The organism is Reyranella sp. GW821-FHT12G01, assembly GCF_058806575.1.
The window spans coordinates 1,996,432-2,015,145 of the sequence record NZ_JBXAPV010000001.1 but is presented as its reverse complement, the minus strand read 5'-3'; the positions used below and the strand labels follow the sequence as shown (position 1 = coordinate 2,015,145).

Annotated in this window: 4 protein-coding genes; 3 read left to right on the top strand and 1 reads right to left on the bottom strand. The window is 72.2% G+C overall.

Features of this window, described 5'->3' with window-relative positions:
* The first annotated feature begins 15 nt into the window (after nucleotides 1-15).
* The 3 genes from AC1RP5_RS09745 (at nucleotide 16) to AC1RP5_RS09735 (ending at nucleotide 17,823) form a co-directional block, all read left to right on the top strand.
* A complete protein-coding gene (locus AC1RP5_RS09745; protein ID WP_493110440.1) occupies nucleotides 16-5,808 on the top strand; it encodes a beta strand repeat-containing protein in 5,793 nt (1,930 codons plus the stop codon).
* Nucleotides 5,809-6,050: 242 nt separating this feature from the next.
* On the top strand, nucleotides 6,051-11,891 hold the full coding sequence (locus AC1RP5_RS09740; RefSeq protein WP_493110439.1) for a beta strand repeat-containing protein: 5,841 nt from the start codon (nucleotides 6,051-6,053) through the stop codon (nucleotides 11,889-11,891).
* Between the two features lie 199 nt (nucleotides 11,892-12,090).
* Complete coding sequence (locus AC1RP5_RS09735) at nucleotides 12,091-17,823, top strand: beta strand repeat-containing protein (RefSeq protein ID WP_493110438.1); 5,733 nt, start codon at nucleotides 12,091-12,093, stop codon at nucleotides 17,821-17,823.
* Nucleotides 17,824-17,871: 48 nt separating this feature from the next.
* Here the strand turns inward: AC1RP5_RS09735 and AC1RP5_RS09730 are convergent, their stop codons facing one another.
* Entirely contained in the window at nucleotides 17,872-18,711 is an 840-nt protein-coding gene (locus AC1RP5_RS09730; RefSeq protein ID WP_493110437.1) for a hypothetical protein, read from the bottom strand.
* Nucleotides 18,712-18,714 lie beyond the last annotated feature (3 nt).

The following is an 18,714-nucleotide window of genomic DNA, read 5'->3' as shown; positions in this document are numbered from 1 at the left end:
TCGGGGGGAGAGTTCATGTCCGACATCACCGTTACCGGCACGGCCGGCACGAATGGCGCCAACGGCTCTCCTCCTGCCGGCAACGGCGTCGCGGGCGGGACCGGCGGCACCGCCAGCGCGACGGCCGACACCGCGAGCGATGCCGATAATTCCGCGACCGCCTATGGCGGCGTCGGCGGTGCGGGCGGTGGTGGCGGCGAACCCAACGGCAATGCGGGCGCTGGCGGCGCCGGTGGTTATGCCCGCGCGACGGCCACGACGACGCTCGCCTCGACCGACGGCACCACGGCCACGGCCGACGCGCATGGCGGCAACGGCGGCGAGGCCGGCACGTCAGGTACATCTGGCGCGGGTGCGGCCAGCGGCGCCGGTGGACGCGCTCGCTCCAACAGCAGCGTCACCAATTCCACCGGCGACGCCACGGCGCTCAGCATCGCCGTGGGCGGCAGTGGCGGCGACGGCTACAACCCGAATTCGACTCCGGGCGCAGGCGCCGTCGGCCTCGACTCGACGGCCTCGGCGCAGAGCGGCACGGCGGGAGCGGCAACGGCGACGGTCGAGCAGACCGGTGGCGACGGCGGCCAGTCGTACGATAACGTGGCCGGCGGCAAGGGCGGCTACAGCACGCTCAGCAATGCGGTGAGCGGCTCGACCAACGACGGCACGCTGAACCTCAGCCAGACGGCAACCGGCGGCAACGGTGGCATCGCCAACGGCACCGGGACGGGCGGCGCGGGCGGCAGCGGCACCTCGCAGCTCGCCTTCAACGACACGGCCAATGCCTCGCAGAGCTATTCGCTGATCGGCACCTCGATCGCCCAGGGCGGCGACGGCGGCAACGGCCGTTCCGGAGGTGCCGGCGCGACGGCGACGGCCGGCATCGGGCTGACCGGCAAGACGTACGTGCAGGCGAACGCCGAGTCCTATGGCGGCAGCGGCGGCGACGCGACGGCGGGCAACGGCGGCGCCGGCGGCGCGGCGACGTCCACGGCGGGAGCCGGCGGCGTGCTGCCGCCCGTGGGCGGCAATATGGAGAGCAATGCCACCGCGACCGGCGGCGCCGGCGGCGCGGGCTACGGCTCGGGCTTCGCGGGCGGCAACGGCGGCAAGGCGACCGCGACCTCGTCGGTCAACAGCTATTCGACCGCGACCGCCACGGCGAGCCAGACGGGCGGCAGCGGCGGCGACGGCTACGCCGGCGCCAACGGCGGCAATGGTGCCGTGAGCAGCATGACCGACGCGGTCACCGGCTCGACCCTGTTCGCAGGCCTCAACCTCCTGCAGACCTCCACGGGCGGCGACGGCGGCAGCACGTTCGGCGGCGGCAAGGCCGGCAGCGGCGGCGACGCGAGCTCCAGCCTCACCGTGAGCAACAGCATCCCGGCCTCGATCTCCTCGACGGCGGTGGGCGGCGACGGCGGCTCGGCCGACTCCGCCGGCAACACACGCACCGGCGCGGCGGCTACGGCCGATGCGACGCTCTCGACGAGCGCCCCCAGCGGCACCGCGACCGCCACGGCGACCGGCGGTACCGGCGGCGGCATGGCCATGACGGGTTCGGCCGGCTCCGGCAGCACCGGCGGCACGGCCTCGAGCACCGCGAGCGCCACATCGCTCAACGGCGCCACGGCGACGGCCGTCGCGATCGGCGGCAATGGCGGCACCGGCTTCGGCGCGGGCATGCAGGGCGGCGCGGGCCGCTCGCTGACCGACCAGGCCAGCGCCTCGGCCTCGGCTTCGAGCGGCTTCGGCGGCGCGCAGGCAACGGTGACGCAGACGGCCGGATCGGGCGGCGCCGGCGTCGGCGGCGCCAACGGCGGTGTCGGCGGTTCCAGCACCTTGAACGGCACGCTGAGCGGCGGCGGCGGCATGTTCGTCGGGATGACCTTCTCGCAGACGGCGACGGGCGGCAGCGGCGGCGATGCCGAGAGCGGCGGCACCGCGGGCCGCGGTGGCGCGGGCACGTCGAACGTCACCTACGGCAGCGGCACCATTTTCACCGGCTACACGAGCACGGCCGTCGGCGGCGACGGCGGCGGCGGCTATGGCGCGCGCGGCGGCGCGACCGGCACCGCCAATCTCACACTGTCGGGCGACTACAATCTCACCGGCCTCGCGCAAGGTACCGGCGGCAACGGCGGGGATGCCGCCGCCGGCAACGGCGGCAAGGGCGGCACGGGCATCGCGCAGGGAACGCTCAATGCGTCGGGCGGCTCGAGCAACGCGGTAACCATGACGGCAAGCGCCACCGGCGGCGATGGCGGTTCGGCGACCGGCGCGGGCGCTTCCGGCGGTTCGGGCGGCGCGGCGCAGGCCCTCTCGACCGGCAATGCCGCGAATGGCGCGAACCTTACCGTCACCACCGTCCAGACGGGCGGCTCGGGCGGCGACGGTCTCGGCGGCGCCAATGCCGGCAGCGGTGCGACGGTCAACGCCAACAACCTCGCGACCGGCAGCAGTCCCGGCGGCGCGCTTGCCCTCACCCAGACCGTCACCGGCGGCAACGGGGGCAACAGCACCGGCGGCGGCAAGGCGGGCGTCGCGGGCTGGGCCTCCTCGACGATGAACCTCTTCTATTCGACGGACTCGCCCACGGTGGTCGGCATCGTGGCCGATACGACGGGCGGCAACGGCGGCTCGGTGACCGGCAGTGCCGGAGGAAACGCCGCGGTCGGCGGCCAGGCAAATTCCAACATCGAGCTGCTCGCGGAGCAGATCGCGACCGGCACGGCGAACGCCACCGGCGGCAATGGCGGCGACAGCATCCTGTCCGGCAATGCCGGCACGGGCGGCCAGGCCCTCGCGTCGGTCGACGTGGGTGGTGACACGGCCAACGCCTACAGCACGGCGATCGGCGGCAACGGCGGCTCGGTCCAGCGCGACGGAACGAATGCGTTCACCGCCGCCAATGGCGGTGCGGGCGCACAAGCCACCGCCTACACCATCGCCACGGGCAACTCCGGCAATGCCGTCTCCTCTTCCATCGGCGTGGGCGGCGACGGCGGCGCGGGATTCGGCGCGGGCAAGACCGGCGGCGCGGGCGGCCTGGTGAGCGTCAACGCGCAGGCCTATTCGAACACCGGCGCCGCGACCGCCACGCTCGAGGCGACCGGCGGCAAGGGCGGCGACGGCCACGCAGGCGCGGCCGGCGGCGCCGGCGGCAGGATCGACTACGCAAACCAGGTGACCGCTAGCTCTTCAACTGGCCCCCAGACCATGAGCCAGACGCTCACCGGCGGTGCGGGCGGCAAGTCCGACGACGCGGCCGGCGGCAAGGGCGGCAACGCCGTCTCGCAACTCAGCCTGCCGGGCGCTTTCGAGAACGCGAACTTCAGCGTCACCGCCACCGGCGGTGACGGTGGCGACGGCACCACCGGCGGGAGCGGCGGTTTGGCAGCTGCGAACAACACGTTCCACATCCTCTCATCCGGCCAGGGCAATGCCACCGCGACCGGCGGCGACAGCGGCGCCAGCAGCACCTCGAACGGCAAGCGCGGCGGCTCCGCCGATGCCACCGTCGACCTCAACGCCGCCAACGCCGCCATCACGGTCTCCGCCACGGCCATCGCCACGGGCGGCAAGGGCGGCGACTCGGGCGCGGGCGTGGCCGGCACCGGAGGTGCCGCCACCGCGCAGGCATCGATCCAGGGCGACGCTAGCGAGACGTTGATCGTCACCGCGGCGCAGACCGGTGGCGATGGCGGCAACGGAACCGCGAGCGGCGTGCGCGGCGGCAACGGCGCGTCGAGCACGATGAACAACGCGGCGTCGGCCACCAGCCCGGGCGGCACCGTGACGCTCACGCAGACCGCGACCGGCGGCAACGGCGGCACGGCCCTCGGCAACACAGGGGGCGCCGGTGGCACCGCGCAATCGATCATCGTCATCGACAACGCATCCACCAGCGATGCCACCACGTCGATCACCATCACCTCGACGGCGATCGGCGGCAATTCCGGCGACGTGCTGTCGGGCACCCTCTACGCGCGCATCGGCGCGTCCGCCGAGGCATTCGCCCAGGTGAACGACGACGGCATCGTGAACGCGACCGCGCAGGCGACCGGCGGCAACGGCGGCAGCAATTCCGGCAGCGGCCCCGCCGGCGTGGGCGGCAGCGCCACGGCCAACTCGATCGACTCGTCGGCCACGGCGCGGGCCACGGCCACGTCCGAGGCAACCGGCGGCAACGGCGGCGACGGCATCGGCATCGGCGTAAGCGGTGGCGCGGGCGGCGTCGTGACGCTGGTGACGGCACGGGCGACCGGCATGTCGGACACCGTCGCCGACGCCACGGCGACCGGCGGCGACGGCGGTTCCGGAAACGGCCTGGGCACCTCGGGCGGCAACGGCGGCGTGGTCAATTCCATCCTCGCCTCCGCCAACAACAGCGGCGTGTCCGGCGGCTCTGCGACGGCGAACGCCTACATGTACGGCGGCAACGGCGGCGAGGGCCTGCTCGGCGCCAGCGGCGGCAACGGCGGCGACCTCGTCCTCGACAACGGCGCGCTCGCTCGCAGCGATGGCGGCACCTCCAACATGAACCAGACGGCGACCGCCGGCGACGGCGGCGACGCGGCGGGCGCGGGCCACGGCGGCAACGGCGGCGACGCGCAGTCGTCGCTGTCCTTCGATGCCTCCGCCTATTCCACCAGCGCCGATTATCTGAACGGTACGGCGGCGGCGATGGCCGGCGACGGCGGCGACAGCGTCTCGGGCAGCGCGGGCAATGGCGGCGACGCCACCGCCAGCCTGTCGATGACCTCCCATGACGCCCTGCACGTCCTGGCGTATGCCAGTGCCACGGGCGGCGACGGCGGCAACGGAGGCTTCGCGGGCGACGGCGGCAATGCGCTGGCCACGTCCGGAGCGATGAACAGCGGTGGCGGTGGCGCCGACGCCTATTCCATCGCCACCGGCGGCCACTCGGCGAGCGAGGCCGGCTCGGCGCAGGCACTGGCGACCGCTCAAGGTTTCACCGCGATGGCCCTCGCGCAGGCCACGGTCGGCAGCACCGACGACGCCCTGGTCACGCAGGTGTCGCTCTCGGTGCAAAGCGCGGGCGGAGGCGAGCACCAGTCGTACGCCATAGCGTCCTATGACGCGGGGATCGCGCCGCTGTTCCCGACGGTCGACGCCAGCGCCGGTGGCTACATCATCGCCGCGCCGATCGTGGATACGGTCAACAGTTTCTTCGTGGGCAATCCCAACGTCGCCAATGGCTTCGCGGAAGCGACGTCCTACTTCGCCATCGTCTCGATGTCCGGTACGCACACCGACGGCGTCATCGGCGCGCAGACGGTGACGACCAACGCGAGCTTCACGGTGAACCTCGACGCGCTGCCCGACGCGCAGAACCTGCTGGTGGGTTATGCCAACGGCGCCGGCGCCGACTTCACCTCGATGACCTTCAGCATCACCGCCGACGGCAACGTCGTCGATACGCAGACATGGGACGATGTCGGGGCGGCGGTCGCGTTCTTCACCGACCATTTCATCGACTACGGCTCGATCTCCAGCCTCGACACGTCCGGCGACGGCAAGATCGACTTCAACTTCGCCTTCACCATCGTCACCGCCACCTCCGGCGGCTTCACCGGCGACATCATCGTCGGCGACCCGCCGCCGCAGACGACCACCGCCAGCGCAGCCGACGCCTACGAACTCGCGCAGGCGATGGCGGCGCATACGGGCACGCCGGTGGAGACGCACGACTCCCCCGCTCCCGCCCACGACGCGACGACGCCGATCGACACGTCACACACTGACACCGCGCATCACGACACCACGCACGATCACTTCGTGGTGTAGCGGCGACGGGCTCGCGCGCAGCCTCACCTGAGGAGGCTGTGCGATGCGACGCCAAGAAGGGTGTCATAGCGAACGGAACAGACCGTCCGATTCCGGACATGCGCACATAATTCGCGTCGCGGCTGAGAAAATCAGTCGCTGCGCACTCGCTTTCTCGAATACGGTGCGCCCGGGCTGGCCTGCCGTCTTCAATTGGCGCACGGCGCTGACGCGGCAGGCGCACGGAACTTGGGGGAAATCTAATGGCTAATGTCAACGTCACCGGCACGCCCGGCGCGAACGGCACGTCTGGCGTTTCTCCGTCGGGCAACGGCGGCACCGGCAAGACCGGCGGTCGCGCCGAAGCGACGGCCAACAACACGGACGACAGCAGCAACGTAGCCACCGCTATCGCCGGCGAAGGCGGCAACGGCGGCAACGGCGGCGAGCCCAACGGCAATGCCGGCGCGGGCGGCATCGGCGGCTTCGCGCAGGCGGCGGCCACGACCGTTGCCTCCGACGGCAGCACCGAGGCCAACGCCTACGCCTATGGCGGCGAAGGCGGCGATTCCGGCACGCCGGGTTCGGCGGGCATCGGCGCGGCCGGCGGCGCCGGCGGCCGGGCACGCGCGAATTCGAGCGTCACCAATTCCATGAGCAACGCCTCGGCTTACTCCCAGGCCCAGGGCGGCAACGGTGGCAACGGCTACAACGGCGGCGACGGTTCGGTCGGCGGCGCGGGCGCCATCGCGACCGACTCGTCGGCCACGGCGAATGCCGGCATCGAAGCGGCGGCCTACGCGCTCGTCGAGCAGACGGGCGGCAACGGCGGCGACTCCTACGGTCTCGCGGCCGGCGGCAAGGGCGGCTACAGCACGCTCACCAATGCGGTCAGTGGCTCGACCGTCGGCGGCACCCTCACCCTCTCGCAGACGGCAAACGGCGGCAGCGGCGGCGACGCCCACGGCATGGGAGTTGGCGGCGCGGGTGGCGGCGGCACTTCCAATCTCACCTTCGACGACACGCTCAACGCTGCCGTCAGCTACACCGCGATCGCCACCTCGATCGCCAATGGCGGCAACGGCGGCAATGGCTTCTCCGGCGCCAGCGGCGCGGCCGCGACCGCCAGCGTCCTGCTGACCGGCAGGACGGTCGTGCAGGCCAATGCCGAGTCCTATGGCGGCAATGGCGGCGCGGCGACGCTGGGCAATGGCGGCGCCGGCGGTGCGGCGACCTCCACCGCGACGGCGCAGGACATCCCGCCCCCGACGAGCGGCGGCAGCGTCGAGGCCAACGCCAGCGCCCAGGGCGGCAGCGGCGGCGCGGCCTATGGCGTGGGCTTCAAGGGCGGCAACGGCGGCGTCGCGAAAGCGACCGCGGGCGTCAACAGCCTGTCCGATGGCACCGCAAGCGCCACGCAGGCGGGCGGCAATGGCGGCGACGGCTATGGCGGCGCCAGCGCCGGCACCGGTGCCGCCAGCACGATGAGCGATGCGGTCGGCGGCAGTGTCCTGGCCGGCTCGTTCACGCTTTCGCAGACGGCCGAGGGCGGCAAGGGCGGCAGCACCCTGGGCGGCGGCGCGGCGGCCAGCGGTGGCGCCGCAAGCTCCTCCCTCAACAAGTCGGCCTCCAACTCGCTCTCGATCACGTCGACCGCCGTGGCGGGCGATTCCGGCTCCGCCGACGCCGCCGGCCAGACGCGCTATGGCGCGACGGCCACGGCGACCAGCACGGCCTCTTCCTCGACCAATGCCAGCGCGACCTCCAGCGCGACCGGCGGCAACGGCGGCAGCATGGTGACGTCGGGCGCGGCCGGCTCGGGCAGCACCGGCGGTGCGGCCACTGCATCGGCCACGGCCACGGCCGGCACCTCCGCCAACGCGACGGCGCATGCGACCGGCGGCGACGGCGGCACGGGCTTCGGAGCGGGCATGCTGGGCGGCGCGGGCCGCTCGATGACCGACGCGGCCACGGCAACGGCCAGTGTCTCGAGCATGTATTCCCCCGTGGGATCGGCCGTGAGCCAGACCGGTGGCAACGGCGGCGAAGGGTTGGCCGGCGCCAGCGGTGGCGCGGGCGGCTCCAGCAGCCTGACCGACAAGGCGAGCGCCGGCGGCTCGTTCGCCGCGATAACGCTGTCGCAGACGGCGACGGGCGGCAACGGCGGCGATGCGCAGACCGGCGGCACCGCCGGTCGCGGCGGCGCGGCCACGTCGAGCATCACCCTCAACAATGGCGGCGCCGTTTATATCGGCGCGACCAGCGAAGCCATCGGCGGCGCCGGCGGTGGTGGCGCGGCCGCGCGCGGCGGCGCGACGGGCACCGCCAAAGTCGACCTGACCGGCAACCTGAACCTCAGCGGCAACGCGGTCGCCACCGGCGGTCAGGGCGGCCATGCCACCGACGGCAACGGCAATGGCGGCAAGGGCGGCACCGGCGACGCTGATGCGAAGATCAATGCCGGCAGCAGCAACATCAACGACAACGTGATCGTCACGGCACAGGCCACTGGCGGCGATGGCGGCAATGCGAGCGGCTCCGGCGCGACCGCGGGTGCGGGCGGGACCGCACTCGCCAAGTCGAACGGCATCGCCGAGAACGGCACCATCCTGAACGTCACGGCCTTCTTGACGGGCGGCACGGGCGGCATCGGCTACAATGGCGCCACCGGCGGCGCCGGCGCGGCGGTGGATGCCTCCAACGTCGTCACCGGCCGCAGCGACGGCGGCGGCGATTCCAGGATCCTGCTCGCGCAGACCGTCACCGGCGGCAACGGCGGCGAGAGCTTCTCCGGCAAGGCGGGCGCGGCGGGATCGGCCCGCTCGTCGGTCAACTTCGACAATGCCACGAGCGGACATCCGTCCGACTCGGTCAACGTCACGACGGGCGCCACCGGCGGCGACGGCGGCGCGTTGTCCTACAACACCAGCCAGAAGGCGACCGCGGGCGGCGCCGCGACCGCGAGCGCGCAGCTCAGCCATGTATTGACCGGAAACGCGAGCGCGTTCGCGACCGGCGGCAACGGCGGCGACAGCTTCGCCTCGGGCAACGCGGGTGCGGGCGGAACGGCCAGTGCATCGGCCACGCCGCACACCACCAACGCCCGCGCCTCCTCCACGGCCGGTGCGACCGGCGGCAATGGCGGCTCGGTCGGACATGCAGCTTTCTCGGATGCCTCCGCGCCCGCTTCGGGCGGCGCGGGCGGCAACGTCATCCTGGCCGACGCCCACGCCATCAGCGATACCGGATCGGCCAACGCCCAGACCTTCGCCACTGGCGGCAATGGCGGCACGGGTCTCGGCTTCGGCAAGTCCGGCGGTGCGGGCGGCACGGTCGCCAATGTGACGGCGACGGCTTCGGGCTCGAGCGGCGCGACCGCCGGGATCCTGGCGACCGGCGGCAATGGCGGCGACGGCATCGAGGGCGCGATCGGCGGCAACGGCGCCTCGGTGGCGCTCGCCGATGCCGTGAGCGGCACGGGCTCCAGCCGGACGTTCACCCAGGAAGTCATCGGCGGCGACGGCGGTCAGTCCGTTGCCGCGGCGGGCGGCAAGGCCGGCAATGCCAGCTCGACCATCACGCTGGCGACGGCGGACAGCGGCCACACGGCCGTCGACACGATCGCGACCGGCGGCAAGGCGGGCGGCGGCACGACCGGCCAGAGCGGCGGCAACGCGTTCGCGCAAAGCCTCGTCACGACGGGCGAGTCGGGCCAGTCGAGCGCCACGGCGGTCGGCGGCGATGCCGGCCTCAGCGCCGGCAGCGCCGGCAAGAAGGGCGGCAACGCCGACGCCGGCGCCGCGATCCTGGCCACCACGAGCAACGGCAATCTCTTCGCGGCCGCCGTCGCCACCGGCGGCACGGGCGGCGAGTCGGGCACGGGCGCGGGCGGCAACGGCGGCACCGCCACCGCGACGGCCGCGGCCTCGTCGGTTGCCGAAGCGACCCTGGTCGTCAGCGCGACACAGACCGGCGGCGATGGCGGCGATGCCACCGGGGTCGGCATGCGCGGCGGCAACGGCGCGTCGAGCCGGATCGCGAATGCGGTCTCCGGCGTCAGCGAAGACGGCACCGTTGCGCTCACGCAGACGGCGGTCGGCGGCAACGGCGGCACATCCTTCTACGATCGCGGCGGCGCCGGCGGCGAGGCCGATTCGGCCCTGCAGATCATCAATTGCGGCTGCACCGATCCCGTCACCGCGTCGATGACCGTCACCTCGATCGCCATCGGCGGCAATGCCGGCGACGTGCTGATGGGGACCGCCAACGCACGCGTCGGCGCCCTCGGCCAGGCAATGGGCTTCGTCGAGGACAACGGCATCGTCAGCGTGACGATGAACGCGACCGGCGGAAACGGCGGCAGCAACTTCGGCACCGGCCTCGCCGGCAATGGCGGCCTTGCCGCCGGCGGCGCAACGGCCATCTCCGATGGCGACAGCGCCCAGGCCCTCGCCACCGCCACGGGCGGCAATGGCGGCGACGGCATGAACGATGGCGTCAGCGGCGGCATCGGCGGCGCTATCGGGCTCGTCACGGCGCAGGCGATGGGCACGACCGCCTCCTATGCCAGGGGCGATGCCATCGGTGGCAACGGCGGCGCCGGAACCGGCGCGGGCGCCAAGGGCGGCAACGGCGGCGAGGTCGGGGGCATGTTCGTCCTGGCCGACAGCACCGTCGCAACCGGCGCGGCGGCGGGCGCGCTCGCCTTCATGGTGGGCGGCGACGGCGGCGACGGCTTGTTCGGCGCCGATGGCGGCAATGGCGCTGACTCGCTTCTGTCGGACTCGGTGATCGCCTTCTCCGACGGCGCCATCGCCAGCACGATGCAGACGGCCACCGGCGGCAACGGCGGCGGCGCCGAGGGCATGGGCCATGGCGGCGCGGGCGGCGCCGCGGCGTCGTTGCTCGACTTCGATGCGACGGACTTCTCGGCCCGTGCGGGCAGCCTGATCAGCACGCTGTCGTCGAATGGCGGCGATGGCGGCAACAGCGAGGACGGTGGCGCGGGCGACGGCGGCCGCGCCACGTCGACCGTGTCGATCTACTCCGATGAGGCCTCGAGCGTCCAAGCGACGGCCCTGGCCGTGGCCGGCCACGGCGGCACCAACAGCGACGGGCTCCTCGCGGGCGCGGGCGGCAACGCGCTGGCCACGTCGTATGCGGGAGCCAACATCGGCGCCGCTTCCGCCGTCTCCTCTGCCACCGGCGGCGAGTCGGTGCTGCACTCCGGCTCTGCGGAGGCGGTGGCGGCTGCCGACGGTCTCACCTCCGACGCCGGCGCGGAGGCCCACATCTCCAGCGCCGACGGTGCCGTCAGCCCGGCGGGCATGCTGGTCACGTCGGCAATGAGCTACGCCGGCAGCGTCGGCGCCGGCTTGCAGCAGTCGTTCGCCCTGGCGTCCTACGAAATGGGCCACACACCCACTGTGAATCCGATCGACTTCGAGGCCGGCGCCTCGATCGTCGCCGCACCGGACTCGAGCACGATCACCGGCTACATGATGAACCATCCCAACATCGCGGAAGGCTTCCAGGACGCCACGTCCTACTTCGCCCTCCTCCAGATGTTCGGGCAGCACAACAGCGACGCCACCGGCACGCAGACCACCGACATCCAGATCAACTTCTCGGTGGACCTCTCGGCAATGCCCGCCGTGCAGGACCTGCTGATCGGCTTCGGCAGCGGCACCTCGCTCGGCGCCAGCAGCTTCACCTCGATGACCTTCGACATCTCCGCCGATGGCACGGGCTTCGAGCACCAGGAATGGACCAACGTCGCCGACGCCGTGACGTTCTTCACCGACCAGTTCCTCAGCTACGGTTCGATCAGCGATTACGACCACGACAGCAACGGCAAGATCGACTTCAGCTTCGCGTTCAACATCGTCACCGACCAGGCCGACAGCGGCTTCTTCGGCACCATCGTCGTCGGCGATCCGCCGCCGCAGACCAGCGCCGCCGACGCCTACGAACTCTCGCACGCGATGGCCGCGCATACGGGCACCGAGGCTCCGGCGCACGACGCCACCGCGCCGGTGCACGACGCGACGACACCGATCGACACCGCGCACGTCGACACGCATCACGACCACTTCGTCGTGTAACCGTCGACATCGCAACCGAACGAAGAAGGGCCGGCATTCGCCGGCCCTTTTTCTTTGGAGGAGAAGACAGCGAGGGACCCTTCCCTCTCTGCACAGTCACGCGACCGTCCCCCAACTTTAACGGGCAAATCTTTTACGAAGCACTGGCATCGCCCCTGCAAATTGGTACGGTGTCGCACTAAGACTTGGGGGAGAGAAAATGTCTGATCTGGTCATCGACGGCACGCCGGGCACGCCGGGCGTGGATGGTAGCTTTGGCGTTTCCGGCACCAACGGCGGTCCCGGCGGGGCGGCCATCGCGACGATCAGCTCGACCAGCGATCCCCAGGTCAGCACCACCGCGAACGGCGGCGCGGGCGGCAAGGGCGGCAACGGCGGCTCGTTCGCCAATGGCGGCAACGGTGCCGACGGCGGCGCGGCGACGGCCAATTCGAAGTCCACGGCGCCCAATCTCTCCGCAACGACCGAGGCCACCGCGGCGGCGACCGCCGGCAAGGGCGGCGACGGCGGCTCGATGGGCACGGCGGGCGGCATGGGCGGCACCGGCGCCAACGGCGGCTTCGCACGCGCCATCTCCTATGCCGCGAACCTGACCTTCGGCGGCGAGGCCACGGCGACCAGCATCGCGACCAGCGGCAACGGCGGCAATGGCGCGCAAGCCACCAACCCGGGCGTGGGCGGCGGCAGCCGCACGGTCTTCTCGACGGCCGAGGCGCACGCCGGCAACATGGGCGTCGCCAGCGCCAGCGTCACGCAGGTGGGCGGCAACGGCGGCGACTCGATCCAATCGGCGCCCGGCGGCGACGGCGGCTTCAGCACCCTGACCAACGCGGTCAAGGGTTCGACCGACGGCGGCGAGCTCAACCTGCTCCAGACGGCGATCGGCGGCAGCGGCGGCAATGCGCTGGGCTTCGGCGCGGGCGGCAACGCCAAGAGCGGCACCTCGTCCCTCACCTTCGACGACACGCAGCAGACCAACAAGAGCCTGCAGGTCAACGCCACCACGGTCGCGATCGGCGGCAGCGGCGGCAGCGGCGGCACGGGCCGCAACGGCGCCGTGGCAACGTCGACCGTCGACATCAGGGCCCAGGACAATATCGACGCGCGGGCGGGGGCGACCGGCGGCAATGGCGGCAACGGCGGCAACGTGCTGGACGGCAGCGGCGGCGCGGGTGGCGCGGCGACGGCCAGCGCCACGGCCAACAACACCAGCTTCGACATCCGCGTCGTCGCCGCGGAAGCCACCGCCATCGGCGGCAACGGCGGCAGCGGATCGGGCGTGGGCATGCGCGGCGGCGCGGGCGGCGCGGCGACGGCCACCAGCACCGCCAACGGCGGCAACACCGACGTCCACGTGACGGCAACGCAGACCGGCGGCAATGGCGGCCACGGCCTGGCCGGCGCCACGGCCGGCGCGGGCGCGGCGAGCACGATGGTCAACGCGGTGAACGGCAGCGCGCCGGGCTTCATCCTCGATCTCGAGCAGAACGCGATCGGCGGCGATGGCGGTAGCGCCAGCGGCGGCGGCTTCGGCGGCAAGGGCGGCGCGGCCACCTCGATCCTCAACGTGAACGACTCGACCGCCGTCATCGTCGCAGCCTCGACGACGGCAACCGCCGGCGCGGCGGGCATGGCGGATGCGACCCAGCGCGCGCAGGATGGCGCCGGGGCGACGGCGGCCACCGGGCTCCACGGTATCCATGCGGCGACAGGTTTGGCGACCGCGACCGGTGGCGACGGCGGCTCCTTGAGCACCGGCGGCGCGCCCGGCTCCGGCGGCGAGGGCGGGACCGCGACCGCGTCGAGCACGGTATACGGCAGCAACTCCGCGACGGCGACCGCGACGGCGACCGGCGGCAACGGCGGCTTGGGCTTCGAGGTCGGCAAGTATGCCGGTAACGGCCGCTCGCTGTCCGATGCAGCCACTGCAGAGGCCCACAACGAGTCCGACACCTCCGGGCGCTCGGCCGTCGCAACGGTCTTGCAGCAGGCCGGCAACGGCGGCATCGGCGAGGGCGGCGCCACCGCCGGCAACGGCGGCTCCAGCACGCTTACGAACCTGAAGGCGATCGCCACCACGAACGACGGCTTCGCGACGATGTCGCAGACGGCCATCGGCGGCAACGGCGGCGCTTCGGTCGCCAGCGGCAAGGCGGGCTATGGCGGCGCGGGCTATTCGAACATCAACACGAGCGACTTCACCAGCAACACGATCAACGTCACCGGCGTGGGCGTGGGCGGCGATGGCGGCAGCGGCACCTCCGCCCGCGCCGGCGCGACCGGCACCTCGGAGATGATGCTCACGGCCGGCGGCGTAGCCAACGGGACCGTCCGCGCCACCGGCGGCGACGGCGGCAGTTCCACCACCGGCAACGGTGCCAAGGGCGGCCTCGCCGTGGTGAACGCGACCGTCCAGACGCCCCTCGCCGATGCAAGCCTCACCGCCCAGGCGACCGGCGGCGATGGCGGCGACACGTTCGGCGCCGGCAGGACCGCCGGAGCCGGCGGCACCGTCTCGGGCTATGTGGTCAGCCAGAGCAACGTCCAGGCATCGACCACGACCGTTTTGACGGGCGGCGACGGCGGCGACGGCTTCTCCGGCGCCACCGGCGGCGCCGGCGCTTCGCTGAACATCACCGATTTCGGGCTTGGCAGCACCACTGGCACGCTCTTGCTCAAGCAGACGGTGAACGGCGGCGACGGCGGTTCGAGCACCGGCGGCAAGGCCGGCGCAGCGGGATCGGCCAGTTCGACGATCAGCTACAACCCGATCATGGACTCGGCCCAGAACCGCGCCTTCGAGGCCATCGCCAATGGCGGCGACGGCGGCACGGTGACGGGTAATGCCGCCGCCAAGGGCACGGCGGGCGGTGCCGCGACGGCAAGCGCCTCGAACCTCGCGCCCGAAACGGGCCAGGCCATCGCGCGCGCCAGAGCCGGCGACGGCGGCAACAGTGACACGTCGGGTGGCGGCGGCGCGGGCGGCGTGGCCACTGCAACGGGCGACGGCGGCGGCAACGACGGCATCGGCAAGGCCTACGCGGTCGGCGGTAACGGCGGCGATGTCATCGCCGCGCCGGCCAGCCTGGGCAACGGCGGCGCCGGCGGCAACGCGCTGGCCACGGCCCTGTCCCACAGCGACGACGGGAGCTCCGAGGCCGAAGCCAGCGCGGTAGGCGGCAAGGGCGGCGACGGCGTGGGCGCGGGCATGTCGGGCGGTGCGGGTGGCAAGGTGACCGGCACCACGGCGAACGCCACGACGAACACCGGCGACAACCTCACGGCCTCGGTGCGCGGGACCGGCGGCAGTGGCGGCGACGGCCTGGCCGGCGCCAAGGGCGGCAACGGCGCCGCGGTCTCGTTCACGAACGCGGTCAGCGGCTTGGGCGGCTCGACGTCGGCCATGATCTACGAGCAGTCTGCCATGGGCGGCAATGGCGGCTCGTCCGATACGGCGGCGGGCGGCACCGCCGGCTCCGCCACGTCGACCATCTCCACGATGAGCGTCTTCCGCACGCTGGACGCCAGCACCGCCGCCTGGGGCGGCACTGGCGGCAGCGGGACCACCGGCCAGAGCGGCGGCGCGGCGACGGCCTATACCGGCTTCTCCACCGACGGGGAGGGTTCGGCCTCGGCCACCGCGACGGGCGGCGACGCCGGCGCGAGCTCCGGCGTGAGCGGCAAGAAGGGCGGCAACGCGACGGCGACCGCCGCTCTCGACAGCACCGGTGTCGGCCAGGATCTCACCCTGAACGCGGTCGCCAACGGCGGCAAGGGTGGCGACTCCGCCTCCGGCGTGGCGGGCAACGGCGGCACGGCGATCGCGCTGGCGCATTCGACCGCGGACAGTGACAGCACGATCACCGTCACCGCGAGGCAGGACGGCGGCAACGGCGGCGACGCCCTCGAGGTCGGTGTGCGCGGCGGCAACGGCGCGTCCAGCACGATGAACAACGCGGTCAGCGGCTCCTCGTTGTTCGGCAGCATCGTGCTGACGCAGACCGCGATCGGCGGCAACGGCGGCGAGGGCATGAGCGCCCGCGGCGGCGCGGGTGGCGACGCCAGCTCGATCATCTCGGTCAACAATTTCACACCGGGCGCCGATCCGACCATCAGCATCACCGCCACGGCGACAGCCTTTGGCGGCGATTCCGGCACGGTGATCGGCGGTGCCGAATACGGGCGGACCGGCGCCAACGCCTATGCCAGCGTCTCGCTGACCGACCAGGGATACGTCGACGCGCAGGCCAACGCGACCAGCGGTTACGGCGCCGACTCCTCGTCGAGCACCAGCGCGGGCGATGGCGGCGTTGCCAAGGCCGAAGCCGCGGCGTACGCCGAGTACGGCGATGCGCACGCAACCGTCAATGCGACCGGCGGCAACGGCGGCAACGCGTTGGCCTCCGGGGCGAGCGGCGGCAATGGCGGCGCGGTGAACCTCGCCTCCACCAGTGCGAGCGGCGGGAGCAGCGCCACGGCGATCGCGACCTCGATCGGCGGCAACGGCGGCGAGGGCCGGGGTGCGGGCGAACGGGGCGGTAACGGCGGCGTGGCCAGCAGCACGAGCGCGATCGCGGATGCGACCTTGAACGGCGAGCTCTTCAGAGCCGCCTACGCCAAGGTCGAGCAGACGGGTGGCGACGGCGGCTATGGCTACGACGATGCCGACGGCGGCACCGGCGCCGGCAGCACCCTCGTGGATGTGGTGAACGGCGTCACGCGGCAGGGCGACCTCACCCTGATCCAGCACGCGATCGGCGGCAACGGCGGCGATGCCGAGGGCGGCGGCAATGCCGGCGACGGCGGCGATGCCTCCTCGAGCGTCGGTCATCACGAATCGATGGCCGGCGACCCGGTGGCCGACACGATCACCGGCGACGTGTCCGCGACTGGCGGCGACGGCGGCTGGGCCATCTTCGGCACCGCCGGCGATGGCGGCGACGCCACCGCCTATCTCTCGCTCTCCTCCGACTCGGCCAGCGTGATCGACGCGAGGGCCGTCGCCACCGGCGGCGCCGGCGGCATCGACGACATGGGAGGAGTCGGTGCGGGCGGCAACGCGCTGGCCACGGCCGATGCGGTGAATCTCGTCCATGGCGGCACCGTCTTCGCGGAAGCCAACGCCATTGGCGGCTATGTGGACGGGGACTCCGGCTCGGCGCAAGCCGTGACCCACGCCGACGGCGCCTCCGCCTCGGCGACCTCGAGGGCCACGATCGGCAGCGATGATGCGGTCGCGGGCTCGGTCGACATGATCCTCTCCGCCCAGGCCTATGCGCGCAGCCAGGGTGAGGCTGCGCATGCGACGCTCGCCATGGCCACCTATGACGAGCCCGGCATGCCCACGGTGCCGTCCTCCAGCCTCACCGCGGGGACCTATCTCACCGTCGAGCCGGGCTCGACGCAGGTCGCCGATTACATGATGGGGCATTCCAACATCGCGGAGGGCTTCGCGGACGCGACCTCCTACTTCGCGATCGCGGAGATGTTCGGTCGTCACAACAGCGAGGCCAGCGGCACGCAGTCGGTCGGCACCTCGGTCGACTTCTCGGTGAACCTGGTGTCGTTCACGCCAGGCAACCTGCTGGTCGGCTTCGGCGACGGCTTCGCGTTCGGCTCCGGCTTCACCGCGATGTCGTTCGATATCACCGCCGACGGCAATGTCATCGAGTCCCACACCTGGACCGACGTCGCCGACGCCGTGGCGTTCTTCAACGACCAGTACATCGACTACGGCTCGATCACCGACCTCGACACCAACCACGACGACAAGGTCGATTTCCACTTCGCCTTCTCGATCGTCACCGACGTCGCCGACAGCGGCTTCGGCGGCAGCATCATCGTCGCCGACCCGCCGGCGCACGCCGACCACGCGCCGGCTGTGATCCCCACGCCGCTGCCCGACACGCACCACGACCACTTCGTGGTGTAGGACCGCACAGCTTTCCTCCCCCGTCACACGGGGGAGGAGAAGCGAGAATCAATCCGACCGGCGCGGGTCGTCGGCGAGCAGCCTGACGATCTCGAGGGCGCAGGCCGCCAGCTTCGTGCGGTCGACGAACTGGGCGCAGAAGAAGACGCCGTCGTTGAAGTTCGACACATCGAGGCCGTCCGCCTCGTAGGCGCTCGTGCCGACCTGCGTGCGCGCCAGCCGCCCGATGTCCATGTACTCGCCCGAGAAATCCCTCTCCAGCCATAGCGTATAGATCCGCACGAGCCGCTCGACGAAGTCGAGGGTGCAGTCCTTTTGCCCCCGGCGACCGCGCATCTCGAACCAGTGGATGAAGGAGGCGGCGAAGATCACCCTTCCGTCGCCGTCGGTGCGCACGCCCTTGAGGAAGTCGGAGATCGAATGCGGCGTCGCGCGGTTGTCGTAGAATTCTGTCGTCGGAGCGGAGGTTCGTCGCTCCGCGGCTTCCATCCAGCTTTTCAGCGGCGGGATTTTCTTGTCCAGCATGTCCTCCGTGTCGCCCACCACGAAGACGATCTCGGCCTTGTCCACGTCCGCGATCAACTTGAAGTCGATGCCGGTGCGGGAGCCCAGCAGGCGGAGCTGCCGTTGCAGGCCGGCCTTCAGGTCGGCGGTGCAGGTCGCGTTGGGCGGCGCCTCGCCTCCCGGCGGAAAGACGATCGCGATGGTGCGATTGCGCGCCGTGGTCACGCCGAGCGAATCGAGCTTGGCATAGAGCTTGGGCGCCATCGCGTCGGCGATGGGCTTGGAGGTCTTTTCGACCACCTGAAACGACAGCTCCGACGGCGATGGCGTACACGCCTGCAGCAGCAGGCTCGCCATCATGAGACACAGGCAGGACAGACGCATCGT